We start from the raw sequence: 23,280 nt of genomic DNA, 5'->3' as shown, positions 1-23,280 counted from the left end.
CAGGAGGCGAATGGCCGATAGTCCAGACACTCGCGGACTTCTAATTCACCGTACCCTAAACCAGCCCCAGAAACCGCACCCCCGCGTCAAAATCCCTCCGCCGCGCCTCGCGCGCCTGGGTTGCCAGCACGTCCTCGCCCCATTGCTCGGCCTGCCAGTCCTCGTCGACATGGGCGGCCTGCCAGATGGCTTCGGGGGTGGCGGCGTCCTCGGCAAGCGCGAGCGCGGCGACCAGCGAGCCGCTGATCGTCACGATCGGGGAGAGGGCGGCCAGGCGGAACGCGTCGAGCGCGGTGATGGCGTCGGCGAGCTGGACGACGGTCGCTTCGGGCTGGGGGACATGCATCACGCCGGTCGCCAGCTCGAAATGAATGTCGTAGCGCCCCCGCGCCCAATCGAGCAGCGGGTCCCAGATCGCGGCCTGGCGGTCGACCAGGGCGGCGGGCTCCGCGGCGCGGTAATAGAGGAGGTCGCTTTCGCCGTATGCGGCGAGGCCGGCGGCGAAGCGCGCGGGATCGGGGGCGACGCGGTCGATCGCGGCATTGGCGAGCCCGGTGAGCGGCATCGTCCGCGGATCGAGCGTATCGCCGATCCCGCGCCATTCCTGCGCGATCGCTTCGGCAAGCGCGCGGGTCGGCACTTCGAGCGGGACGCGGCCCGGCGTCCGCACCGGCTTGCCGTCCAGCGCCAGGCCATTGCCGGGCTCGACCGTAACCTGCTTCCAGAATCGTCTCACGGCTGCTCCGGTGTCCGCCAGCGCCGCGCGAGGCTGCGCGGCACGACCGCCATAACGTACAAGGCGGACAGAAGGATCGCGCCGCCCAGCACGCTGCCTGCCCAGCTGTTCGAGCGCCCGGCGACGAGCAGCCCGAGCACCGCGCCCGCAGTGGCGAGCAGGTTGACGCCGACGATCAGGTAATAGCGCTTCTGCGCGAGGCGGTCGGCGTCGGTCATAGGGCCTCCAGATGCGCGGGCAGCGCGGCGGCATTCTCCACGACATGGCCCGCGCCCGCTTCGCGCAGTTCATGCATGGTGTGGTATCCCCATGCAACACCTACTGCATGCGTGCCCGCCGCGCGTGCCATCGCCATGTCGAAGCTGGTGTCGCCGATCATCGCAGTGGTCTCGGGCGACGCGCCGGCCTCGGCCATCGCGGTCTCGATCATCGAGGGGTGCGGCTTGGAGGGGTGGCGGTCGGCGGTCTGGAGCGTGACGAAGCGGTGTGCCAGCCCGTGATGCGCCAGGATGAGGCCGAGCCCGCGATCGGACTTGCCGGTGGCGACGCCGAGCAGCCAGCCATTGGCGTCGAGCGTCTCGATCGCGTCGGCGACGCCGTCGAACAGCGGTTCGGGATCGAGGGCGCCGTTCGAGCGCATCGCGTGGAAGGCGCGCTTGTAATCCTCGGCAAGCAGTTCGTGCTGACGCGCCTCGCCCTGGGGCAGCAGCTGGGCGATCGCCGGGACGAGGCTGAGCCCGACGATCCGCCGGATGGCTTCGCGCGGCGGCGGATCGAGCCGGGCGGTGGCGAAGCAGTCCTCCATCGCGCGGCAGATATTGGCCTGGCTGTCGACTAGCGTGCCGTCGCAGTCGAACAGCGCGAGGCGGTTGGGGGCCGCCGTCACTTCTTCGGCTTCGGCTTCGGCTTTGGCTTCTCCTCGCCGCGGCCGCGCCGTTCGCCGCGGCGCTCCTTGCGCACCGACTTGGCATGGGCGCGCCCCAGCGCCTTCTTCTGATCGCGGCTCATCGGCGGACGGTCGTCGAGCGCGTCGGTGTTGCCCAGCGACAAGTCGAAGCCGAGCGTCTTCATCGATTCGGCGAAATGATCGGGCAGCTCGGCGGTGACGTCGATCTTGCCCTCGTCGGGATGATCGATGCGGATGCGCCGTGCGTGGAGGTGCATCTTTCGCGAGATGCCGCCGGTGAGGAAAGCTTCCTGCAGCCCGTATTTGCCGTCGCCGACGATCGGATGACCGATCGCCGCCATATGGACGCGCAGCTGGTGGGTGCGCCCGGTGAGCGGCTGGAGCTCGACCCAGGCGGCGCGATTGCCCGCCATCTCGATCACGCGATAGCGCGTGCGGCTGGGCGCGCCTTCCTTCATGTCGACCTGCATCTTCTCGCCGCCGGTGCCCGGCTGCTTGCCGATCGGGAGCTCGATGAGGCCGTCCTCGATCTCGGGCACGCCCATCACCAGCGCCCAATAGAGCTTCTTGGCGCTGCGGCCGGAGAAGTGCTTGGAGAAGAAGGCGGCGGCGCGGCTGGTGCGCGCGAGGAGCAGTGCGCCGCTCGTATCCTTGTCGAGGCGGTGGACCAGCTTGGGGCGACCCTCGGCTTCGAACTGGAGCGCGTCGAGCAGGCCGTCGACATGCTCGAAGGTCTTGGTGCCGCCCTGCGTGGCGAGGCCGGGGGGCTTGTTGAGCACGATCGCCTGGGCATCCTGGTGGATGACCATTTCGCGGGCGAAGGCGGTTTGCTCGTCGCTGAGCGGCGGACGGTCGGACTTGGGCTTGGCGACGCTGGCCTTGACCGGCTCGGCCGGGGGCACGCGGATCGTCTGGCCTGTGGCGATGCGATCGCTCGGATCGGCGCGCGCACCGTCGACGCGCAGCTGCCCGGTGCGGGCCCAGCGCGAGACGATGTTGAAGCTGGTGTCGGGCAGATGCCGCTTGAACCAGCGATCGAGCCGGATGCCGTCGTCATCCGCGACGACGATGAACTGGCGGACGTCGGTGCTCATGCTGCTGCCCTTGCGATGCCGAGGCCGATCGCGAGCGCCGCCACCGAGCCGATTACCGAGGCGAGCACATAGCCCAGCCCCATGCCCCAGTCGCCGCGCTCGATCATGGTCATCACGTCGAGCGAAAAGGCCGAGAAGGTCGTGAACCCGCCGAGCACGCCGACGCCGAGCAGCAGCCGCCATTGCTCGCCGCTCTCACCCAGCCGCACCAGCCCGCCGGCAAGCACGCCCATGGCGAGCCCGCCGATCAGGTTCACGGCCAGCGTGCCCCAGGGGAAGTTCGGTCCGAACAGGGCGAGCGTCGCGCGGCCGACAAGGTGCCGCGCGCCGGCACCGAATGCGCCGCCGAGCATGACTAGAAAAAGGGAAGGCATCGGAAGCCGGTAGCGCGGAATGCCCGCGAGGGGAACCGCGCTGTTCGTGGCAGCCGCGCTCAGCTGCCGTTGTTGGCGACCAGATCGACGTCGGTGCCGCCGTCCCTGCGGGCGGTGAGGAACAGCACATAGGCGCCGTCGTCGCGGCCGCGGGTGCCGCCGAGGATATGCTGGGCGCCGTCAAGCTGGTGCTCGGCGCTGTACCCGGCGCGGACCGCCTTGGTGTAATACCAGTCGAGCAGTGCCTCCAGCGGCTGGCCGGCCGAGAAGCTGACGACGCGCAGCGCGCATTTGCCGCCCTGCGCGCCGGCGGCCTCGATCACCCGGGCCTGCGGATAGAGCGGCAGGTCGGCGGGGAGCCGCTGTGCCCAGCCTGCCGAATATTGGAGCGCGCCTGCGCAGCCCTTGATGCCCGCATTGGGCTGGCGCGCCGCAATGCCGCCCAGCGTCACGGAATCGCGCGCGGCCCGGCACTGCGGGCAGTCCTTGCCCGCCGCGACCGGGGCAGGAGCCTTCAGCATGCCCGCGGTATCGACCTTGCTGCCGTTGGTGGCGACGGCGTCGCTCGGCACGCCGCCCGAATAGGGGGCGTTGGGCGGGCGGATCGCGTCGCCGTTCGCCTGACGGCCAAGCTGCGGATCGACCATGATCTGGTCCTGCAGCGCGCCGGTCAGCGCCGGATCGGCGGCGTTGCCGAGCTCGGCGTCGCTGATCATGTTGTTCGCCGGGCCCGCGCCGCCGCAGCCGGCAAGCGCCAGCGGCAGGAAGACGAACAGGAAGAAACCGAGTGTGCGGGCCATGCGAAAGACGCTCCTTTGGGCATCGTCACCCTGCGCGCGACGAGGTTAAGGAAGCGTTGGGAAGTGCGCGAGTGATGCGCTTTAGCTTGCCAACACACTTGGCAATCTCCATGTTGCCGCGATGCTCAATATCGTCTCGATCCTGATTGGCCTGTTCGCGATGCTCTTCGCGTTGGTGGGCGTGATCCCGTTCCCGTTCATCCCGCTGCTGAACTGGATCGCCTTCCCGATCGCGCTGGTCGGCGCGGTGATCGGGATGCTGTCGCGCAGCAATAGCGGGCGCAACCTCAACCTGATCGTGATGGCGATCAGCGGCTTGCGCCTCTTCCTGACCGGCGGGCTGATCTAGCGCATCGCCCTGCGGCCGCGCGCGCAGGCGCTACGGTATCGTATAGGCCGAGCATTCCGGAAGTGGCGCATCGGGCCGATAGGCGCCCGCTGCGGCGTCGAAGCGAAACCGGCGCGCGAAGCTGCATTCCGGGTCGCGTTCGTGGACGAGGTCGGATTTCTTCAGCCGCGGTTTCGCAGTCGAATCTTCCGTCCGCGAAACCCCGCGCGGGAAGGCACGTGCTTCAGTGGAATAGGCCAGCGCCGGCAGGCTGCCTGTGGTTTCGCCCGCTAGCGTGAGGCTCGCGGAAAAGCTGTATTCGTCATGACAGGCACCGCGGCGATAGCGCATGTCGCGCTCGCTGAAACAGGCCCGGATCAGCAGCGAGGCGCCGACCGGCACCTGCAGCACCGGCTTGGGAGCTTGCCCGTCCAGGGCAAGGCGAAACAGCTGCAACTCGGTGGCGCTGCCGCCGCCGCCCGAATAGGCGGTGCTCGTCCGGGTTTCGACACCCGCCAGAAAGCCGCCGTCCTTCAGAAGGATCAGCCTGGGCCAGACGGCGTAGGTCTCGTTCGAATAGGCCTCCGACCGCGCATGCGGCATCGGTGGGGCCGGGTCGCCGGTGCGGACGACCGGCAGGACCGGCGCTTCCGCGTCCTGCGCCTCGGAGAGCGATACGCACCAGCGCCGATCCTCGCTGCAATATTCCGCGCCCTCGCTGCCGCGCGGCACGAGGGACAGCATCCGATCGGGCGCAGGATGCACGGCCGCGGCGCTCGCGGTTTGCGGAAACAGCAGCATTGCGACGAAAAGGCCGGGCATTGGCGCTCCTGATTTGGACCGTGCAGATCCTCCGCCCACGCCGTGCAGTCAAAAGAAAAGGCCCGGCGCTTGTGCGCCGGGCCTCTCTCGCCTGCGTGGCAGAGCTGTTAGCGGCAGCGCACGTTGCCGCGGTCGACCGACGAACCCAGCGCCGCACCTGCCGCTGCACCGAGCAGCGTGCCGAGGGTGGCGTTGCGGCCGTTCGACAGCGTGTTGCCGAGGAGGCCACCGGCGACGCCGCCGACGATTAGGCCGGTCGTGCCGTCGTTGCGGCGGCAATAATAGCGGCCGTCATTGCCGCGATAGACGCGGTCGTTGCGGCTCAGGCGGCGCTCCTGATAATTGCGGCCGTCGCGATAATATTGATCGGCATAATAGGCGCTCTCGCCGCGCGGGAGGCGATTATAGTCGTAGTTGCGATACTGGCGCCAATCGCGGCTCTCGCGGCTGCCGCGCCAATTGCGGGCATCGCTGCGATATTCGCGCTGCGCCTGCTGCAGGTCGCGGCGGCACTCGCGCATTTCGCGGTCATATTCGCGGCGATTTTCGGCGCGACGAAGTTCGCGGTTACAGTCGCGCTGCGCGTCGCGGACGTTCTCGCGATACTCCTGGCGCGGGGTTTGTGCCATCGCGGGAACCGCCGGGATGGCCACGGCGGCGATCGCCGCGGCAAAAAGAATACGCATGGTCTGCTCCTGTTTATTGCAGCTGCAGACCCAACGTGTCGTCACCCCTAGGGGTTGCGTGAACGCGAAACTACCTCGCGTTCACGTCGCTGACAGGTTCAGATCCGGGCATCCCCGGGATAGGCAAACAACAGGTCGCTGCCGGTTTCGGCATGGAGTTCGCACGCCCCGGTCAGCGTCACGCATTCGCCGGCGCGAAATGCCACGCCGTCGACCACGCCTTCGCCCGCCAGCGGCACCAGCCAGCCGGTGACTCCATCGGGCAGCGCGAAGCTGCGATGGCCGCCTTCCCAGCGCTCGAGCACGAATTTGGGCCCTTCGACCAGGATCGCACGATCGTCCGCCACCTTGCCCGGCATCGGATGCGGCACGAAGGGCGTGGGGTCCGAGACCGCGACGCCTTCCTCGAGATGCAGTTCGCGCGGGCGGCCGTAATCATAGAGCCGGTAGGTGGTCTCGCTGTTCTGCTGAACCTCGACCAAGGTGATCCCGGCGCCGATCGCATGGACGGTGCCCGACGCGGAATAGAAGAAGTCGCCGGCCTTTACCGGCTTCCAGTCGAGCAGATCCTCGATCGAGCCGTCCAGCGCGGCGGCGCGCAGCGTTTCGCGATCGACCGGGCGCTTGGTGCCGAGTGCGATCGTCGAATCGGGTTCGGCGTCGAGGATCACCCAGCATTCGTCCTTGCCGCGCGGCAAGCCCTGTTCATGGGCCTGTTCGTCGTTCGGGTGGACCTGCACCGACAGCTTCTCGCTGGTGAACAGATATTTGATCAGCAGGTCGGGGGTGGCGTTGCCGGGCGTCTGGAACCAGACTTCACCCACCGGCTCCTGATCGGGCGCCGGATCGGCGAAGCCCGGCCAGAGCCGGTGACGGCCCCACGGCTTTTCGACGCGATGCGTGGCGAGGAGCGTGGCAGTCACTTGGATATTCTCCGGTCCGGATGCGCAATGAATTGTGCAACGCACCAATCGCGTCAAGCGATCCCGCATGGGGTGACCGAAGGGCGCCGCAATCTCCTGCGCCACAAAGCCGCCGCGAAAAGGATTGTTTGACGCCACCACGCTCGGCTAAGACCGCCCGATATGCGTATCCCCAATGCCCGCGCGCTCGCGCTCGTCCTCGTTCCGGTACTGGCCCTTTCGGTCGCCGGTTGCGCCAAGAGCGGCCCACGCTCCGACCTGCCCTATGTCGCGCGCGACGTCGGCACGCTCTACAGCGCCGGCAAGGAACGGCTCGACCAGCGGCAGTACAAGCTCGCCGCGGCTCTGTTCGACGAAGTCGAGCGCCAACATCCCTATTCGGTATGGGCGCGCCGCGCGCAGCTGATGGGCGCGTTCAGCTATTATCTGAACCAGGATTATTCGCAGGCGATCGCCTCGGCACAGCGCTTCCTCGCGGTCCATCCGGGCAACCGCGATGCGCCTTACGCCTATTATCTGATCGCGCTGAGCTATTACGAGCAGGTCGCCGATGTTACGCGCGACCAGAAGATCACGCAGCAGGCGCTCGATTCGCTCGGCGAGCTGACGCGCCGCTACCCCAACACCCGCTACGCTGCCGATGCGCGCCTCAAGATCGATCTCGTCCGCGATCACCTCGCCGGCAAGGAAATGGAGATCGGCCGCTTCTACGAGGGCCGCGGCCAATGGCTCGCTGCGACGATCCGCTTCCGTACCGTGGTCGACAATTACCAGATGACCACCCACGTGCCCGAGGCACTGCTGCGGCTGACCGAGAGCTATCTCTCGCTCGGCATGCCCACCGAGGCGCAGAAGGCCGCCGCAGTGCTTGGCGCCAATTATCCGGGCACCGACTGGTACAAGCGCGCCTATGACCTGATGCAGGACAATCAGGACAAGCTCGCCAAGGTGCAGACCGCCGCGAGCTGATGCTCGCAAGCGCTTCCGTTCTGCGTCCGTTCCTGCAATAGGGAGCGCGCATGCTGACCGCGCTTTCCATCCGCGATGTGGTGCTGATCGAGGCGCTCGACCTCGAATTCGGCACCGGCCTGGGCGTGCTGACTGGCGAGACAGGCGCCGGCAAGTCGATCCTGCTCGATGCGCTGGGCCTCGCGCTCGGCGCGCGCGGCGAGAGCGGGCTGGTGCGCCAGGGTGCGGCACAGGCAACCGTCACCGCCAGCTTCGACACGCCCGAGCGCGACGGCGCCATTGCGAACCTGATGGCGCAGAACGGGCTCGAGCTCGAACCCGGCGAGCCGCTCCTCATCCGCCGCATCGTCAAGTCCGACGGCGGCAGCCGCGCGTTCGTCAACGATCAGCCGGCGTCGGCGGGACTGCTGCGCGAACTCGCGCCGCACCTTGTCGAGATCCACGGCCAGCATGACGATCGCGGCCTGCTCAATCCGCGCGGCCACCGCATCCTGCTCGACATCTTCGGCCGGCTCGATGCCGGCCCGGTCGCCATTGCGCATCGCGCCTGGCGCGAGGCGGAGGATGCGCTGGCGGTGGCGCGCGCCGAACAGGATGTCGCCGAGCGCGACCGCGAATGGCTCGACCACGCCGTGACCGAACTCCGCGCGCTGGCGCCCGAGGCGGGGGAGGAAGAGCGCCTTGCCGAGCGCCGCGCGACGATGCAGCGCGGCGAGAAGGTCGCCGGCGAGCTCCAGTCGGTCGCGCAGCTGCTCGAAGGATCCGAGGGCGGGCTGAGCCAGCTCCGCCAGGCGGCGCGCATCCTCGAACGGATCGCCGACAGCCATGATGCGCTCGCCGAGGCGCTCGCCGCGATCGACCGCGCGATCACCGAGGGCGTCGAGGCGCAGGACCGGATCGACGCCGCGGCGGAGGCGCTCGCCTTCGACCCCGCCGCGCTCGAAGCCGATGAGACGCGGCTGTTCGAGCTGCGCGCGCTCGCCCGCAAGCACCGCGTCCAGCCCGACGAACTGGCCGATCTGCTCGAACAGCTCACCGCGCGGCTGTCGCGAGTCGAAAGCGGCGGAGCGGGGATCGCCAGGCTGGCGCTGGCCGTCGAGGAGACGCACCGCGACTATCGCGAGGCGGCGCGTGCGCTTTCGGCGGCGCGCACCCAGGCGGCGGGGCGCCTCGACGCGGCAGTCGAAACCGAGCTCAAGCCACTCAAGCTCGACGCCGCGCGCTTCCGCACCGTAGTCGAGCCGCTCGACGAGGGGCAATGGTCGCCCGCGGGGATGGACCGCGTCGAGTTCGCGGTATCGACCAATCCCGGCGCGCCCTTCGCGCCGCTGATCAAGATTGCCAGCGGCGGCGAGCTGTCGCGCTTCATCCTCGCGCTCAAGGTGGCGCTGGCCGAGGAAGGCGGCGCCGGCACGCTGATCTTCGACGAGATCGATCGCGGCGTCGGCGGCGCGGTGGCAAGCGCGATCGGCGATCGCCTCGCCCGGCTCGCGTCGAGCGCACAGGTTCTCGTCGTGACGCACAGCCCCCAGGTCGCCGCCCGCGGCGCGCAGCATCTGCTGATCGCCAAGCGCCATGACGGCCTCGTCACGCGCACCGGCGTTACCCCGCTCGACGCTGCCCAGCGCCGCGAGGAAATCGCCCGGATGCTGTCCGGCGCAGAGATCACCCCGGAGGCACGGGCCCAGGCGGAACGGCTGCTAGCGGCCTGATTCTGAACGCAGGTTCAGACTCGTTTCGGTTCTGCGACAAACCGCGACACAAAAGGCCGAGCCGTGGGACACTTACGCGACGCGCGCGTTTCATAACCCCTTTTGACCGCAGCCGCGGTCCAGTTTCGAAAGAGGAGTTAGTCATGAAGAAATTCGCACTCGCGCTCGCCGGCCTCGGCATTGCCGCCGCGGCTGTCCCCGCCACTGCCATCGCAGCCCCGGCACCTCACGCCGCGAGCTATCAGGGCGGCTGGCAGAACATCAATGCGCGCCAGGTCCGGCTCGACGCGCGGATCAACCAGGGCATCCGCTCTGGCGCGCTCAGCCGCAGCGAAGCCACGCGTCTGCGCCAGCAGTTCCGTGAGCTCAGCCGGCTCGAGGCGCGCTATCGGGCAAGCCGTCCCGGCCTGACGCTGGCCGAGCGCCGCGATCTCGACCGCCGCTTCGACGCACTCTCGGCGCGGATCCGCATCGAGAAGAACGACCGCAACAATCATCGCGGCCGCCGCTCGTAACTTAAGGCGCCCATCGGGCAATGACGGGCTCCGCTGCAAGGCGGGGCCCGTTTCCGTATCGGTTCGCCATGTCTAAGCCATTGCACACCCAAGAAAAATTAGGGCAGCAATCCAGACACATCCTTCCTACAATAGGGCATGGCCACAGCCCACACCCCGTTCGATTCGGCGACGCTGCTCGTCGTCGATGACGATCACGACATTCGCCATCTCCTCGCCAACAGCCTCGGCGCGCGCGGCTTCAACGTCGAGACCGCGGCCGATGCGCGCGGCATGGACGAAGTGCTCGCCCGCACGCCGGTCGATTGCGTGATCCTCGACATCATGATGCCTGGGGAGGACGGCCTGTCCGCATGCCGCCGCATCGCGCGCCGCGACGGGCCCGAAGTGATCCTGCTCAGCGCGCTCGGCGAGGAACAGGACCGCATCCTCGGGCTGGAAGTAGGCGCGAGCCATTATCTTCCCAAGCCGTGCAGCCCGCGCGAGATCCTCGCCACGGTGCGCGCCGCGCTGCGCAAGCGCGATGCCGCGCCAGCGCCGGCAAGCGAAATCTACGCGTTCGACGGCTGGCGGATCGATCTGGGCAGCCATGAGCTGTTCGATCCCAACGGCGTGCTGGTCGGGCTCACCGACGGCGAGTTCGCGGTGCTGCGCGTGTTCATCGAACGGCCGCGCCGCGTGCTCTCGCGCGAGGCATTGCTCCAGGCGGCGCGGGGGCCCGATACCGACGCCTATGACCGCGCGATCGACGTCCAGGTCAGCCGCCTGCGCCGCAAGCTGCGCGCGGGCCCCGACGAGATCATCCGCACCGTCCGCAATGAAGGCTATCTGTTCGTGCCGCGAGTCGTGCGCGCATGAAGCCAGCCGGGAGCGCGGCGCGATCGCCGCTGTTCCTGCGCATTTTCCTGCTGATGCTGGGTTGCGTCGCCGTGGTCCAGCTGATGAACCTGGCGCTGCTGATCGCGGTCCAGACGCCCTCGGCAAAGCTCTACACCGTCGGTCAGGTCGTCCATGCGATGGGGCGGGGACATGATCCGGCCGGGGACCTGCAGGTCGAGCGCGTCCCCGCCGTCCAGCCCGTTCCGTGGAACCCGCGCGCCGAACGCATCGAGGCGGCGCTGGCCTCGGCGCTTGGCGTCTCCGCCGAATCGGTGCGGATCAGCTTCCCGACGCCGTTCCTCCAGCGCGAGCAGGTCTATCGGCGCACCGGCGTGCCTTCGCCTGCGCCGATCAGTCCGGCGGTTGCGCGCGACGTGGTCATCACCGGGGGATTCTCCGCGGCGTTGCGCCAGCGCGACGGCCAGTGGCTGCGAGTCGAGCCGGCCGAGGGCTTCGAGCCATGGCGCTGGTTCGTGCTGCTCTGGCTGATCTTCTCGGCGCTCGCCGTTGCGCCGTTCGCCTGGGCGCTGGCCCATCGCTTCGCCAAGCCGATCCGCGCCTTCGCCGCCGCTGCCGAGCGGCTGGGCCGCGATCCGCGCGCGCCGCAGCTCGAACTGGAAGGGCCGAGCGAGATCGCCGAGGCCGCCGCCGCATTCAACACGATGCAGGCGCGGCTCAATCGCTATGTCGACGATCGCACCACGGTGATCAGCGCGGTCGCGCACGATCTGCGCACGCCGCTGATGCGCCTCGGGCTGCGGCTCGAGGATGCGCCCGATGCGCTGCGCCATGCCTGCGAAGGCGATATCCGCGATATGCAGGGGCTGGTGTCGACGGCGCTCGCCTATGTGCGCGAGACCAGCGAAACGCCGGTGCGGCGCCCGCTCGATTTGCGCTCGCTCGCCGAGACGGTGGTCGACGACCTTGCCGATCGCGGCGAGGCAGTGACGCTCGCCCCGGGCGAGCCGGTGGTGCTCAACGGCAATCCCGCGGCGATCAAGGCGATGGTTACCAATCTGGTGATCAACGCCGTCAAATACGCCGGCGGCGCGGATCTGACGCTGGCGCTGGCCGAGGGTCATGCCGTGCTCGACGTGCGCGACGACGGGCCGGGGATCCCGCCCGAGGATCTCGAACATGTCTTCGAACCGTTTTTCCGCGGAGAACGCTCGCGCAACCGCGATACCGGCGGCGTCGGTCTCGGCCTGCCCAGCGCTCGCGCAGTCGCCCGTGCGCATGGCGGTGATGTCGAATTGCGCAACCGCGCGGAGGGCGGGCTGATCGCTACCCTGCGCCTGCCGGTCTGAACCTTCCCGGCCTACGACCATGAAGGCCTTTCGTCGCCCTCCGGCATCATGATAGCGCTGCCCGGCCTGCGGGCGAAAAATGGGAGAGGACGATGGGGAACGGACAAAGCCGCCGCGAGATCCTGACCGGCTCGGGCGCCGCGATCCTGGCGGCGAGCCTGCCGGCGTGCGGCTGGGCGCAGGAACCGCCCAGGCGCAAGCTCGGCTATGCGATCGTCGGGCTGGGCAGCTATGCCACCCGCCAGATCATGCCGCGGCTCAAGGATTGCGAATTCGCCAAGCTGGCGGCGCTGGTCAGCGGCACGCCCGAAAAGCTCGAACGCTATGGCAGCGAATACGGCATCCCCAAGACCCACCGCTACAGCTATGCCAATTACGACAGCATCCGCGACAATCCCGATATCGATCTCGTCTACGTCGTGCTGCCCAACTCGATGCACGCCGAATATTCGATCCGTGCCAGCCGGGCCGGCAAGCATGTGCTGTGCGAGAAGCCGATGGCAGTCTCGGTTGCCGAATGCGAGGCGATGATCGCCGCCGCGAAGAAGGCCGGCAGGAAGCTGATGATCGGCTATCGCAGCCATTTCGAGCCGTATAATCGCCGCGGCATCGAGCTGGTGAAGAGCGGTTTTATCGGCCGGCCGCGGCTGATCGCCTCCGAACATGGCTTCAATGCGCAGCCCAACCAGTGGCGGCTCGATCGGCCGATGTCGGGCGGCGGATCGATGATGGATATCGGCATCTACAGCCTCAACGCCGCGCGCTATCTCTCGGGCGAGGAGCCGATCGAAGTCAGCGCGATGGAATCGACCGACAGGAGCGATCCGCGCTTCCGCACGGTCGAGGACCGGATCGACTGGCAGATGCGCTTTCCGTCAGGCGCGCTTGCGACATGCGTGTCGAGCTACAGCTCGAACCATAATGGCTGGCGCGCGACCGGGACCGAGGGCTGGGTCGGGATGGAGCCCGCCACGCCCTATGAGGGCCAGCAGATGTGGACGCGCAAGGGCGGCAAGACCGAGCAGGTGACGCTGCCGCTACCGCCCAAAAACCAGTTCGTGGCCCAGCTCGACCATCTTGCCGAATGCGCGATCAGCGGCCGCGAGCCGATCGTCGCGGGCGAGGAGGGGCTCAAGGACATGCGGCTGATCGAGGCGATCTATCGCTCGGCGCGGGAGGGCAGGGCAGTGCGGCTGCCCAAGGCATGAAAGCGGATCGGCATGTTCGTCATAACGCTGCTGCGCCGGCCGTTCGTATAGAGGAAGCAACATGACTCATTTGATTCTGACCCGCCGCGCCGCGCTCGCCGGAATGGTGGCGCTTCCTTTCCTCCCCACATTCGCGCGCGCCGAGACGATCGGCAGCATAACCCGGTTCGATCCGGCGCTCGATGCCGTGATCGACGCGAACACGCCGATCGAGGTTCTTTCCACCGGCTATAAATGGGCCGAGGGGCCGGTATGGGTGAAGCGGGGCGGCTATCTGCTGTTCTCGGACGTGCCCGCGAACATCGTCTATCGCTGGAAACAGGGCGAGGCGGTCGTTCCCTTCCTCGACCCCTCGGGTCTCGTCGGCCCGATCCCCGCGGCGATCCGCGAGGCGGGTGCCAACGGCATGGCGGTGGACGCACAGGGCCGGCTGATCCTCGCCGATTCAGGCACGCGCGCAGTCACCGCAGTCGATCTCGCGACCAAGCGCCGGACGATCCTCGCCGACCGGTATCAGGGCAAGCGCTTCAACAGCTGCAACGACGTGGTCATAGGCAGGAACGGCGCGATCTATTTCACCGATCCGCCCTATGGCCTGGCCGAGGGCGATACCTCGCCGCTTAAGGAACTCGCCTTCAACGGCGTGTTCCTGCGCACTGCGGACGGCAAGGTCCGGGTGATCGACGACACGCTCAAGCGGCCCAACGGGATCGGACTATGCCCGAAGAAGACGACGCTCTACGTCGCGATGTCGGATGAGGCGCGCCCGCAGATCCTCGCCTATCCGCTCGACGCCGCCGGCATGCCGCGCGCCGCGCCTACCGTGTTCCACGATTTCAGCGCGCCGCTTGCCCGCAAGCTTCCCGGGCTTCCCGACGGGCTCAAGGTCGACAAGGCGGGACGCGTCTTCGCCAGCGGCCCTGGCGGCATCTATGTCCTCTCGCCGCAGGGCAGGGCGCTCGGCCTGATCGCCACGGGCAAGGCGACGGCCAATTGCGCATTCGGCGAAGACGGCAAGACGCTGTTCCTGACCTCCAGCGACATGCTCGCGCGCGTCCGGCTGAAAACCCCGGGCTGGTGAACCGGGGAATCGCCGCCTAGATCGGATCCATGTCCGAACCCGAGGCGATTCCCGCGGCCACCGTGATCGTGATGCGCGAAACCGCCGAAGGTCCGCCCGAGCTGCTGATCGTCGAGCGCGCCAAGGCGATGTCGTTCGCCGGCGGCGCATTGGTGTTTCCCGGCGGTCGCGTCGATCCGGGCGATCATGTGCTCGCGGCCACGCTGGAAGGCGATCCCGACGATCTCGCGGCGCGCATCGCCGCGGCGCGCGAGACGATCGAGGAAGCGGGTGTCGCCGTCGGCGTGACGGTGGACCCGGCGGCTATCCCCGATCTCCAGCGCCGCCTCTATGCCGGCGAGGCGATGGGTGCGTTGCTCGACGAAGCGGGCGGGGCGCTCGATCTCGACGCGCTGCTGCCCTTCGCGCGCTGGCTTCCGGCCGGGGTGCACCACAAGGTGTTCGACACGCGCTTCTATCTCGCCCGCGCGCCCGAGGGCGCCGAGCCGGTGGTCGACGGCAATGAGAATGTCCGCGTGTTCTGGGCGTCGGCGCGCGCAGTGCTCGACGCGGCCGATCGTGGCGAGGCGACGATCATCTTCCCGACCCGGCGCAATCTCGAACGCCTCGCGCTGTTCGCCGGCTTCGCCGATGCCGCCGCCGATGCTCGCGCGCACCCGGTGCGCACCATCACGCCGTGGATCGAGGCGCGTGACGGCGGCGATCATCTCTGTATCCCCGACGATCTGGGCTATCCGGTGACGTCGGAGCCGCTCGCCCGGGCGATCCGCGCATGAGGACGATCCGCCAGGCGATCCTTGCCATCGTGATCTTCGCGGTGCTGCTCGGCATCTTCTTCGCGATCTATGCGACGGTGCGGAACCGGCCGCAGGATCTGCCCTGGACCAAGCTCGACCTCGGCCAGCCGATCGGCGCCTTTACCGGCCGCAAGCTCGCCGGGCTGACCGATGATTTCGCCCAGTGCCGCGCGCTGCTCCAGGCGGCCGGGGTGCGCTACACAATCCTGCCGACGGTGAAGTCGGGCGAGAAATGCGGCTATTCGGATGCGCTGCGCTTTGCTCCGGGCGGTGCGCAGCAGATCGAGTTCACGCCCTCGCGGCTCGGCGTGTCGTGCCCGGTGGCCGCCGCGATGGCGATGTGGGAGTGGAATGTCCTCCAGCCTGCCGCGCAGAAGCATTTCGGCGCGCGCGTGGCGCGGATCGAGCATCTTGGTAGCTATTCATGCCGCCGCATGTACGGCCGCAGCGCGGGCGACTGGAGCGAGCACGCTACGGCCGATGCCGTCGATGTCGCGGGCTTCCTGCTGTCGGACGGCACGCATGTCGGCGTGCTCGAGGATTGGCAGGACGGGGGAAAGAAGGCGGCGTTCCTGCGCGAAGTGCGCACCGGCGGTTGCAAGCTTTTCTCGACGGTATTGTCGCCCGATTACAACGCCGCCCACCGCGACCACCTACACCTCGACCAAGCCGAACGCGGCGAGATGGGGTGGCGGGCGTGCAGGTAGTGTAGAAATCCTCCCCTCGCTCAGCGGCGGAGGGGCATGCGCAGCATGACGGAATGGGCCTAGCCTCGACGCGGCGTTTGCGTAGATCCCCTCCGTCGGCCCGGGCGCCACCTCCCCCGCTTGCGCGAGGGAGGATTTGGAAGCGTTCAGTTGGGCAATGCGGCTGCGTCGACCTTTTCCACCCATTGCGGGAAGAAAGCCGGCTGGCGGTTCGACCAGCCTGACGCAGTCGCGGCGGCTTCGCTGATCGACTGGAGCAGCTTGCGCCGCAGGTCCGGATGCAGATGCGGCAACGCCGCCGCCGAGCAGAACGCCGCGGGCAGCCAGGGACGAACCTCGGCGCCGATCAGCCGCTCATAGAGGAAGCGATAGGCCGAGAAGCTGGTCAAACGGCCCTGGCCGAGATCGAACGCCGACACGGTCACCAGCGGCGCGATGAACGGCTCGATCGTGTCGAGATCGGTGTCGTCGGGCATCAGCGCCCGCAGCTCGGGAATGCGCTCGTACATGCGGGCCTGGGCGCGGATGCTGGCGGCTTCGACCACGTCGCGCCCCCAGCGCTCAAGCGCGTCCTCGCGCTCCAGCCCGATGTCGAGCGCGCGGCGGACATAGCGCTGCGTCGCCGCGCTGAACCCCGCAAATTCCTTCATTTCGGCCAGCGTCATGGCGCCCTCGGCCGGCTTCATTCTCGATGCCATCACCTTAACTCCCACCCCACTCAATCCCCATCGGTGATCATGCAGCGGAATGGTTAACGCGCCGCTTAATCGCCCGTTGGCTCCCGTTCATTATAGGAATGGAAAAGGTATTGCAGCGCAACATTGCTGCGATGAATCGAGTCGGCGCATGCGGAAAACTTCGTAGCTGATGTTCCTGAGCAACAGGCGACGGTTATGGGCCGCTTATCGGACGACCGACTTCGAAATTAACAAATCATAAACCTTTGGAGGAGTCGAAAAGGGCCGTTTTCTGCGGTTTCTTGGGCTGTTCCTTCAGCCCATCGGCTCGCCGCAACGGTTCGTCGGATCGGTGAACCGCAGGGGTATACCGCCGGCCTATGATGCGGTTAGCAACACTCAACAGCTAGATTCCTGACCGGGGGGTCCATGAAGTTTCGTATTTTCACAGCGCGTTTCGCGCTGTTGGCGTTCTGCGCCCTGATGACTTCGGCGCCTGCCCAGGCGAAGAGCGCCTATCTGCAGTGCGCACCCTATGCGCGCCAGATCTCGGGCGTGAAGATCCACGGCAATGCCTGGACGTGGTGGGGCCAAGCCGCCGGCCGCTACGAGCGCGGCGATACGCCGAAGGTCGGCGCGGTGATGTCGTTCAAGAAGACCGCTAAGAACCCGTTCGGCCATGTCGCTATGGTTTCGGAAATCGTCAGCGACCGCGAAGTGCTCCTCACCCACGCCAACTGGTCGCGCCGCGGCGGGATCGAGCGCGGCGTTCGTGCCGTCGATGTCTCGGCGGAGGGCGACTGGAGCGAAGTGCGCGTGTGGTTCGCCCCGCTGGGCGGTCTCGGCACGTCGAGCTATCCCGTCAATGGCTTCATCTATTCGGACGGCGCCGAGGATGACGACGCATTCGATGCGCCGGTCATCATGGCGAAGAAGGCCGACAAGGTGCTCGTCGCCTCGCTCACTCTCGACCTCAGCGACCTCAAGCTCGAGACCGGCGTCAATTAAGCCTTTGGCGTGAACGCCAGCGCGACGCCGTTCATGCAATAGCGCTTCCCGGTGGGCCGCGGCCCATCGTCGAAGACATGGCCGAGATGGCCGCCGCAGCGCTTGCACAGCGTCTCCACCCGCGTCATCCCCAGCGACTGATCGCGCTTTTCGACGATCGCGCCGGGCAGCGCGCGATAGAAGCTCGGCCACCCGGTTCCGCTGTCGAACTTGGTCGACGAGGCGAACAGCGGCAGCCCGCACCCGCCACAGGCATAGGTCCCGGCGCGCTTTTCCTTGTTGAGTGGGCTCGTGCCGGCGAACTCGGTCGCGCCCTGGCGCAATACTCGATAGGCGGCGGGGGTCAGGCGCTTCTTCCACTCGGCATCGGTGAGCGTGAACGGGAAGCGCTGCGCCGCCTCGGCGGGCACGCCTCCGCAAGCGGCGGTGATGGCGCCGAGCCCGGCGACAGTGAGGAAGGTGCGGCGATCGTGTGTCATTGCGACGAGATGGGTATCGTCGCGTCCGCTGCCAAGCTTTTCGACAGCGCCTCGCGCTGTTCCGCCTCTTCCGAGCCCAGCGGCCGATCCTCGCCCTTGTCCGCGGCTGCGCGGCTCTCCTCGGCCAGCGCCGAAAGGAGCGGATCCTTCAGGCAAGCCGCTGCAAACTCCAGAAATTCGAGTCCATAACAGCTGGTATAGCCCTTGAGAGAAGGCAATATCGCCGTGCGATTGGTGATCAGCTGCGTGGTCACCGTGGCTTCCCATGATCGGATGACATCGAAGCGCTGGCGCTGCTCGCGTCGGTTGGTCAATGGATAAATCCACCATTGGGTGGCCAGACGCTTCTCCGCCTGGGACCAGGCAAATACCTCCTCGAGATAATAGAGCGCAGCCCCGCCGAAATCCAAAACCTCGCGCAAGCTGCCGGAGCGGCTGGCGGTGGGCTTCAACGCTTCACTAGCAAGGGCGCGGTGCTCGCTCGCGGCGTCGCGCGCTTCCAGATAGCGCAGGAACATCTGATGCATGTGCGCATGCGACGATGCCTGGGTACTGGCAAGAAAGGATTTGAGCGCGATCACGCCGCCCGCGATGGCGGTGCCGCCGAGGAGGGTCGCCCCCACGACTCCAGCCCAATCCCAGAGCCCATGGGAAGTATGCGCCACTAACCAGCTCGACAGCGCCCCCATCAAATCCCCCCGTCTTCATTTCAATACCGGCTCAGCTCCACCGGCATCTTCTTGTACCCGTGGACGAAACATGCCGCTACCCGCTCGGGCTCGCGCAGGACGTTCACGCGCAGCCGCCGCTTGGCCATTTCCTCGAGGAATATCCCGATCTGCAGCTCGGCCAGCCGCGCGCCGACGCAGCGGTGGATGCCGTGGCCGAACGCGAGATGCCGCCGCGCATTCTCGCGATCGACGATGATCTTGTCGGCATTGGGAAAGATGCTCTCGTCCCGATTGGCCGAGAGATACCACAGCGCCAGCTTGTCGCCTTCGCGGATCTTCTGCCCGTCCAGCTCGGTATCCTGCGTCGCGGTGCGGCGCATATGTGCCAGCGGCGTCTGCCAGCGGATGATCTCCTGCACCGCATTGGGGATCAGCGCCGGGTTCGCCTCCAGTTTGGCGCGCTCGTCGGGGGATTGCTCGAGCCCCCAGGCATAGGCGCTCATCGAATTGCGCGTGGTATCGTTGCCGCCGACGATCAGCAGGATGAGGTTCCCGAGGAACTCCATCTGGTCCATGTGCGCCATCGCGTCCGAATGGATCATCATCGAGATCAGGTCGGGCGTCGGCTCCTTGCCCAGCTTAGCCTGCCAGAGATTGCCGAAATAGGCGGCGCATTCGAACAGGATCGTGCGGCGCTGGTCCTTGCGCACCGGATCCTTGGCAATCTCGATATCGCCCGCCCAGTCCGACCAATGCGTAAGCAGCCGCCGCTCTTCCCACGGAAAGTCAAACAGGATCGCCAGCATCTGCGTGGTCAGCTCGATCGACACGGTATCGACCCAGTCGAATTCCTTTCCCACCGGCAGTGAATCGAGGATCTCGGCGCTGCGCGTGCGGATGTTCCCGTTCATCCGCACCATCTCGGACGGAGTGAACGCCGGCGCGACCGTACGCCGCTGGCCGGTATGCTTGGGCCGGTCCATCGCGATGAACATCGGCATCTTGATGTCGCCTTCCATCAGGTCGGCGATGGTGATGCCGCCGGCCTGCGACGAATAGAGACCGGGGAGCGATTCGACCTGGACGATCGGCTTGTACGACGAGACCGACCAGAACGGGCCGAAGGCGCTGTTCTGGGTATAATAGACTGGAGCCTTCTCGCGCAGTTCGCGGAACGGCGCCTGCCAGACATCGTCGCGGTACAGCTCCGGCCGGCTCATATCGAGCGGATCGACTGCGTTTCCCGGAATCGACTCGGTCGCCAGCGTCGCCATTCTGCCTCTCCTATTTGTCGGAGAGAAGAACCTTAACTGACAGCTGTGTCAATAGTGCGCCGCTCGGCCCGCCGCTTGCTCCGCTTCGGGCTACCCGAGTTGAGCACACCGCGGCGGAACAGCCGCGCCGCGACCGTCACGGTGATTGCCACCCACAGCGCCTGCCAGGCCAGCGCCAGCGCATGCGGCCACAAGGCCGGCGAGTTGGCAGCGTGCGCCGCCATCGCCAACGGCGAGCTGAACGGGAAGATTTCGGCAGCAAGTGCGATCCAGGTGCCGGGATTGCCCGCGGCATAGGATGCCAGACCGAACATCGCGAACTGGAAGATCGTGATGGGCAGCGACAGCATCTGGATCTCGCGCTGCGTGCCGGCGAGCGATCCGACGCCGAGGAAAACCGCGCTCTGCAGCATGTACGCCATGGTGAAATAGACGACGAACAGCAGCGGGAAGATCGGCCCGACCGCGACGCTCAGGTCGCTCAGACCATCGGCGATGCTGGTGGGCAAGAAGCGCGGCAGATTGGCGAACAAGGTGCCCCAGAAGCAGACGAACAGCATCGCCGACCCGAACGCGCCGAGCAGCTTGCCGAAGAATACACTCTCAAGCGGCACTGCTGCGGCGAGCACTTCGATGACCTTGTTCGAACGCTCCTCGGCCATCGCGCCGACGGCCTGGCCCGACAGCATCAGCGTGAGGAAGAAGATGCCGAGCGTTGCGAAGAAGGCGGTCTGGCTTCGCCCACCGCCGCTCGCCTGGCCCGACGTGACGATGACGATCTCGGGCTGGCTGAGCGCGCGCGCGCCACCGCTCCGCTGGACGCGCAGCGTATATTCGGCGAGCTGCGCCAGATAGTTTGCGTCCGACCAGCCGGAGGGCCGGCGCAGGATCTGCGGGCGTTCCAGCGAGCCGTAGAGCACGGCCGTCGCGTCGAATTGCTTGCTGTCGAGCAAGGCGCGCGCTTGCGCCGCGAGATCGTAGCCCTGGCCTTCGACGTGCAGTGCCGGTCGTGCCTTGGGCGTGGGGAAGAGTTTGCGAAGCGCCTGGTCGGCCGTGGTGATCTCGGCCGCCTCCTTCGGCGCGGCGATTACGACGACGCGCTGGCGTGCCTCGCCGCTGCCCGCGGCGCTGCTCGCGGTCAGGCTGCCGACCAGCCCGAAGCCGATCATCAGCAACGGGCTCAGCAGGAAGAGCAGGAACGTCGGCGTCATCACGGTCGCCGTGAAGTCGCGGCGCGCGACGGTGAGGGCCTGGCGGAGCATGCGGGCGATGTTCATGCCGCATTCTCCAGCGCTTCGGGGCCGACGATCTTGACGAACGCGTCGTGGAGCCCTGGCCGCTCGATCGACAGCCCCGAGATCCCGTAGCCCGCGTCGATCAGCCGTACGAGCAGACCCTCGATTCCTTCGGACGGCACGGTGAACCGCCAGCTGCCATTGTCGCGCTCGGCATCGGCGGGGAGCAGCGCGCCGGCGGTCTCAGCATGGTGGTGCGGGGTGTAATGCGCTTTCAACGGCAGCATCGCACGCGCTTCGTCGACGGTGCCTTCGAACTTCACCACGCCGCCCGCGATGATCGACAGCCGGTCGCACAGCCGCTCGGCATGCGCCATGACATGCGTCGAGAACAGGATCGTCGCGCCGCGATCGCGCTGGCCGCGGATCAGCTTCTCCAGCCGCTCCTGATTGACCGGGTCGAGCCCCGAAAAGGGTTCGTCGAGGACGAGCAATTCGGGTTCGTGGACCACCGAGCCGAGCAACTGGACCAGCTGCGCCATGCCCTTGGAGAGCTTGCGGATCTTATCGTCGGCAGCATGGCCGAGTCCGGCCTGTTCGAGCAGTTCGCCTGCGCGCTTGCGGCCGATGCGCCAGGGCAGTCCGCGCAGCGCGCCCATGAACGCGATCGCCTCGCGGCACTTCATGTTGGGGTAAAGGCCGCGCTCTTCGGGAAGATAGCCTACGCGGTCGCTGGCATCGCGCGGCGCGTCATGGCCAAGCAGCATGCGTTCACCTTCGTCGGGCTCTATGATCCCCAGCAGCATGCGCAGCGTCGTGGTCTTGCCCGCGCCGTTGGGGCCGAGCACGCCGTAGATCAGCCCCTTGGGCACGGCGATGCTGACGCCGTCCACCGCACGCCGCTGGCCGAAACGCTTGACGAGGCCGGTGGCGCTTACGGCCAGGCTGGTGCTCAAATGGGTGTCCTCCGTTGCGCTTCGTGGTAGCGGGTCGGCGTGCGCGAAGACAAGCCATTGGAAGAACGGATCAAGGCGAAAGCGGCCGAAATCGGTTTCGCCGACTGCGGCGTCGCACGCGCCGATGCGGCGCCGGCCGCGGGCGCGCGGCTGCATGAATGGCTGCGCGACGGCTCGCACGGCTCGATGATCTGGATGGAGGAACGCGCGCATCACCGCGAGAGCCCGGCCGCACTGTGGCCTGAAGTGCGCTCGATCATCGCGCTCGGCATGAGCTACGCGCCCGCCGGCGACCCGCTGGCGCTGGCCGGGGAGGGCGAGGTCGGCCGCATCTCGGTCTATGCCCAGGGCGGCGATTATCACGACCTCATCAAGCGCCGCCTGAAGGAACTCGCGCGCTGGCTGGTCGCCGCCGCGCCGGGTGCCGACGTAAAGGTGTTCGTCGATACTGCGCCGGTGATGGAAAAGCCGCTGTCGGAAGCGGCCGGGCTCGGCTGGCAGGGCAAGCACACCAATCTGGTCAGCCGCACGCATGGCAGCTGGCTGTTCCTCGGCGCGATCTACACCACGTTGGATCTCGCGCCGGATGCGCGCGGCGTGACCACCTGCGGCAGCTGCGACGCGTGCCAGACGGCGTGTCCTACCCAAGCCTTCCCCGCGCCCTATCGCCTCGATGCGCGACGCTGCATCTCGTACCTGACGATCGAGCACAAGGGCCCGATCCCGCACGAGTTCCGGGAAGGAATCGGCAATCGTATCTATGGCTGCGACGATTGCCTGGCGGTCTGCCCGTGGAACAAGTTCGCCGCCGCGGCGCAGGCCAATCTCGCCTTCGCGCCGCGCGCGGAACTGACTGCGCCCGCGCTGGCCGACCTTCTTGCGCTCGACGATGCGGCGTTTCGCGAAGTGTTCGCCGGATCGCCGATCAAGCGCATCGGCCGCGACCGGATGGTCCGCAACTGCCTGATCGCCGCGGGCAACAGCGCGAGTTCGGCGCTGGTCGCGCCGGTGCGAGCCTTGCTGAGTGATCCCGACGAGACGATCCGCGAGGCGGCGATGTGGGCATTGGAGCGGCTGGAAAAGGCTTAAGCCCGTTCGCCGCAAGCTTGTCGAAGGGCCGTTCTTCCTTCCCTGC

The 23,280-nt window shown here is 67.4% G+C and carries 27 protein-coding genes; 12 read left to right on the top strand and 15 right to left on the bottom strand.

Annotation, left to right across the window (positions count from 1 at the left end; translation table 11 throughout):
* Positions 1-55 precede the first annotated feature (55 nt).
* From BXU08_RS10755 to BXU08_RS10730, 6 genes are read right to left on the bottom strand one after another with little or no spacing between them, the layout of a single operon-like run.
* The gene (locus BXU08_RS10755) at positions 56-736 is read right to left on the bottom strand and encodes an ATP12 family chaperone protein (protein ID WP_077510059.1); all 681 of its coding nucleotides are present in this window, start codon (positions 734-736) and stop codon (positions 56-58) included.
* On the bottom strand, positions 733-954 hold the full coding sequence (locus BXU08_RS10750; RefSeq protein WP_077510058.1) for a hypothetical protein: 222 nt from the start codon (positions 952-954) through the stop codon (positions 733-735). The genes BXU08_RS10755 and BXU08_RS10750 overlap by 4 nt, the downstream gene beginning before the upstream one ends.
* Positions 951-1,622 carry an HAD-IA family hydrolase gene (locus tag BXU08_RS10745; RefSeq protein ID WP_077510057.1) on the bottom strand — a complete coding sequence of 224 codons (672 nt, stop codon included), beginning with the start codon at positions 1,620-1,622 and terminating at the stop codon, positions 951-953. Before BXU08_RS10745 ends, BXU08_RS10750 begins: the two co-directional genes overlap by 4 nt.
* Positions 1,619-2,737 carry an RluA family pseudouridine synthase gene (locus BXU08_RS10740; RefSeq protein ID WP_077510056.1) on the bottom strand — a complete coding sequence of 373 codons (1,119 nt, stop codon included), beginning with the start codon at positions 2,735-2,737 and terminating at the stop codon, positions 1,619-1,621. Before BXU08_RS10740 ends, BXU08_RS10745 begins: the two co-directional genes overlap by 4 nt.
* Positions 2,734-3,111, bottom strand: coding sequence for a fluoride efflux transporter CrcB (gene crcB / locus BXU08_RS10735; RefSeq protein WP_077510055.1), 378 nt, complete (start codon positions 3,109-3,111; stop codon positions 2,734-2,736). The genes BXU08_RS10740 and crcB overlap by 4 nt, the downstream gene beginning before the upstream one ends.
* Positions 3,112-3,170: 59 nt before the next feature.
* Positions 3,171-3,911: a hypothetical protein gene (locus BXU08_RS10730; RefSeq protein ID WP_077510054.1), complete on the bottom strand. Its 741-nt coding sequence runs from the start codon at positions 3,909-3,911 to the stop codon at positions 3,171-3,173.
* 121 nt (positions 3,912-4,032) lie between these two features.
* Here BXU08_RS10730 and BXU08_RS10725 point away from each other — a divergent pair, with 121 nt between their 5' ends.
* Positions 4,033-4,260 (top strand): hypothetical protein, encoded by a 228-nt coding sequence (locus BXU08_RS10725; protein WP_077510053.1) that lies wholly within the window; start codon positions 4,033-4,035, stop codon positions 4,258-4,260.
* Positions 4,261-4,290: 30 nt separating this feature from the next.
* Here BXU08_RS10725 and BXU08_RS10720 read toward each other — a convergent pair whose 3' ends face one another.
* The 3 genes from BXU08_RS10720 to BXU08_RS10710 all read right to left on the bottom strand — a co-directional run bounded on the left by BXU08_RS10720 (position 4,291) and on the right by BXU08_RS10710 (position 6,670).
* Entirely contained in the window at positions 4,291-5,040 is a 750-nt protein-coding gene (locus tag BXU08_RS10720; protein ID WP_150125502.1) for a hypothetical protein, read from the bottom strand.
* 128 nt (positions 5,041-5,168) lie between these two features.
* Positions 5,169-5,747 (bottom strand): glycine zipper 2TM domain-containing protein, encoded by a 579-nt coding sequence (locus BXU08_RS10715; protein ID WP_077510051.1) that lies wholly within the window; start codon positions 5,745-5,747, stop codon positions 5,169-5,171.
* Between the two features lie 98 nt (positions 5,748-5,845).
* Positions 5,846-6,670: a class I mannose-6-phosphate isomerase gene (locus BXU08_RS10710; RefSeq protein WP_077510050.1), complete on the bottom strand. Its 825-nt coding sequence runs from the start codon at positions 6,668-6,670 to the stop codon at positions 5,846-5,848.
* A 162-nt stretch (positions 6,671-6,832) separates the two neighbouring features.
* Between BXU08_RS10710 and BXU08_RS10705 the strand changes: the two genes are divergently transcribed.
* From BXU08_RS10705 to BXU08_RS10665, 9 genes are all read left to right on the top strand, one after another.
* A complete protein-coding gene (locus BXU08_RS10705; protein WP_077510049.1) occupies positions 6,833-7,639 on the top strand; it encodes an outer membrane protein assembly factor BamD in 807 nt (268 codons plus the stop codon).
* A 50-nt stretch (positions 7,640-7,689) separates the two neighbouring features.
* On the top strand, positions 7,690-9,351 hold the full coding sequence (gene recN, locus BXU08_RS10700) for a DNA repair protein RecN (protein ID WP_077510048.1): 1,662 nt from the start codon (positions 7,690-7,692) through the stop codon (positions 9,349-9,351).
* 143 nt (positions 9,352-9,494) lie between these two features.
* Positions 9,495-9,866 carry a hypothetical protein gene (locus BXU08_RS10695; RefSeq protein ID WP_077510047.1) on the top strand — a complete coding sequence of 124 codons (372 nt, stop codon included), beginning with the start codon at positions 9,495-9,497 and terminating at the stop codon, positions 9,864-9,866.
* Positions 9,867-10,004: 138 nt separating this feature from the next.
* A complete protein-coding gene (locus tag BXU08_RS10690) occupies positions 10,005-10,724 on the top strand; it encodes a response regulator (protein WP_077510046.1) in 720 nt (239 codons plus the stop codon).
* Positions 10,721-12,052: an ATP-binding protein gene (locus BXU08_RS10685; RefSeq protein ID WP_077510045.1), complete on the top strand. Its 1,332-nt coding sequence runs from the start codon at positions 10,721-10,723 to the stop codon at positions 12,050-12,052. Before BXU08_RS10690 ends, BXU08_RS10685 begins: the two co-directional genes overlap by 4 nt.
* 92 nt (positions 12,053-12,144) lie before the next feature.
* A complete protein-coding gene (locus BXU08_RS10680) occupies positions 12,145-13,260 on the top strand; it encodes a Gfo/Idh/MocA family protein (RefSeq protein WP_077510044.1) in 1,116 nt (371 codons plus the stop codon).
* 61 nt (positions 13,261-13,321) lie between these two features.
* Positions 13,322-14,341, top strand: coding sequence for an SMP-30/gluconolactonase/LRE family protein (locus BXU08_RS10675; RefSeq protein WP_253190339.1), 1,020 nt, complete (start codon positions 13,322-13,324; stop codon positions 14,339-14,341).
* Positions 14,342-14,370: 29 nt separating this feature from the next.
* Positions 14,371-15,117, top strand: coding sequence for an NUDIX hydrolase (locus tag BXU08_RS10670; protein WP_077510043.1), 747 nt, complete (start codon positions 14,371-14,373; stop codon positions 15,115-15,117).
* Positions 15,114-15,845 (top strand): extensin family protein, encoded by a 732-nt coding sequence (locus BXU08_RS10665; protein ID WP_077510042.1) that lies wholly within the window; start codon positions 15,114-15,116, stop codon positions 15,843-15,845. The genes BXU08_RS10670 and BXU08_RS10665 overlap by 4 nt, the downstream gene beginning before the upstream one ends.
* Positions 15,846-15,991: 146 nt before the next feature.
* Here the strand turns inward: BXU08_RS10665 and BXU08_RS10660 are convergent, their stop codons facing one another.
* Complete coding sequence (locus tag BXU08_RS10660) at positions 15,992-16,543, bottom strand: hypothetical protein (RefSeq protein WP_077510041.1); 552 nt, start codon at positions 16,541-16,543, stop codon at positions 15,992-15,994.
* A gap of 408 nt (positions 16,544-16,951) precedes the next feature.
* Between BXU08_RS10660 and BXU08_RS10655 the strand changes: the two genes are divergently transcribed.
* The gene (locus BXU08_RS10655; RefSeq protein WP_077510040.1) at positions 16,952-17,530 is read left to right on the top strand and encodes a CHAP domain-containing protein; all 579 of its coding nucleotides are present in this window, start codon (positions 16,952-16,954) and stop codon (positions 17,528-17,530) included.
* Here the strand turns inward: BXU08_RS10655 and msrB are convergent.
* The 5 genes from msrB to BXU08_RS10630 are packed head-to-tail and all read right to left on the bottom strand — an operon-like array spanning position 17,527 to position 22,145.
* Entirely contained in the window at positions 17,527-18,009 is a 483-nt protein-coding gene (msrB, locus tag BXU08_RS10650) for a peptide-methionine (R)-S-oxide reductase MsrB (protein ID WP_077510039.1), read from the bottom strand. The genes BXU08_RS10655 and msrB overlap by 4 nt on opposite strands.
* Positions 18,006-18,698, bottom strand: coding sequence for a hypothetical protein (locus tag BXU08_RS10645; protein ID WP_150125501.1), 693 nt, complete (start codon positions 18,696-18,698; stop codon positions 18,006-18,008). Before BXU08_RS10645 ends, msrB begins: the two co-directional genes overlap by 4 nt.
* 20 nt (positions 18,699-18,718) lie before the next feature.
* Positions 18,719-19,954, bottom strand: coding sequence for a cytochrome P450 (locus BXU08_RS10640; protein ID WP_077510037.1), 1,236 nt, complete (start codon positions 19,952-19,954; stop codon positions 18,719-18,721).
* A gap of 32 nt (positions 19,955-19,986) precedes the next feature.
* Positions 19,987-21,231, bottom strand: a complete 1,245-nt coding sequence (locus tag BXU08_RS10635; RefSeq protein ID WP_077510036.1) for an ABC transporter permease — start codon at positions 21,229-21,231, stop codon at positions 19,987-19,989.
* Complete coding sequence (locus BXU08_RS10630; protein WP_077510035.1) at positions 21,228-22,145, bottom strand: ABC transporter ATP-binding protein; 918 nt, start codon at positions 22,143-22,145, stop codon at positions 21,228-21,230. Before BXU08_RS10630 ends, BXU08_RS10635 begins: the two co-directional genes overlap by 4 nt.
* 39 nt (positions 22,146-22,184) lie before the next feature.
* Between BXU08_RS10630 and queG the strand changes: the two genes are divergently transcribed.
* Positions 22,185-23,234 carry a tRNA epoxyqueuosine(34) reductase QueG gene (queG, locus tag BXU08_RS10625; RefSeq protein WP_077510034.1) on the top strand — a complete coding sequence of 350 codons (1,050 nt, stop codon included), beginning with the start codon at positions 22,185-22,187 and terminating at the stop codon, positions 23,232-23,234.
* The last annotated feature ends 46 nt before the right edge of the window (positions 23,235-23,280 follow it).

It is taken from the genome of Sphingomonas sp. LM7, assembly GCF_002002925.1.
Taxonomy (GTDB): domain Bacteria; phylum Pseudomonadota; class Alphaproteobacteria; order Sphingomonadales; family Sphingomonadaceae; genus Sphingomonas.
Note: the sequence above shows the minus strand (reverse complement) of the source record. Positions and strands in the feature narration are given on the sequence as shown.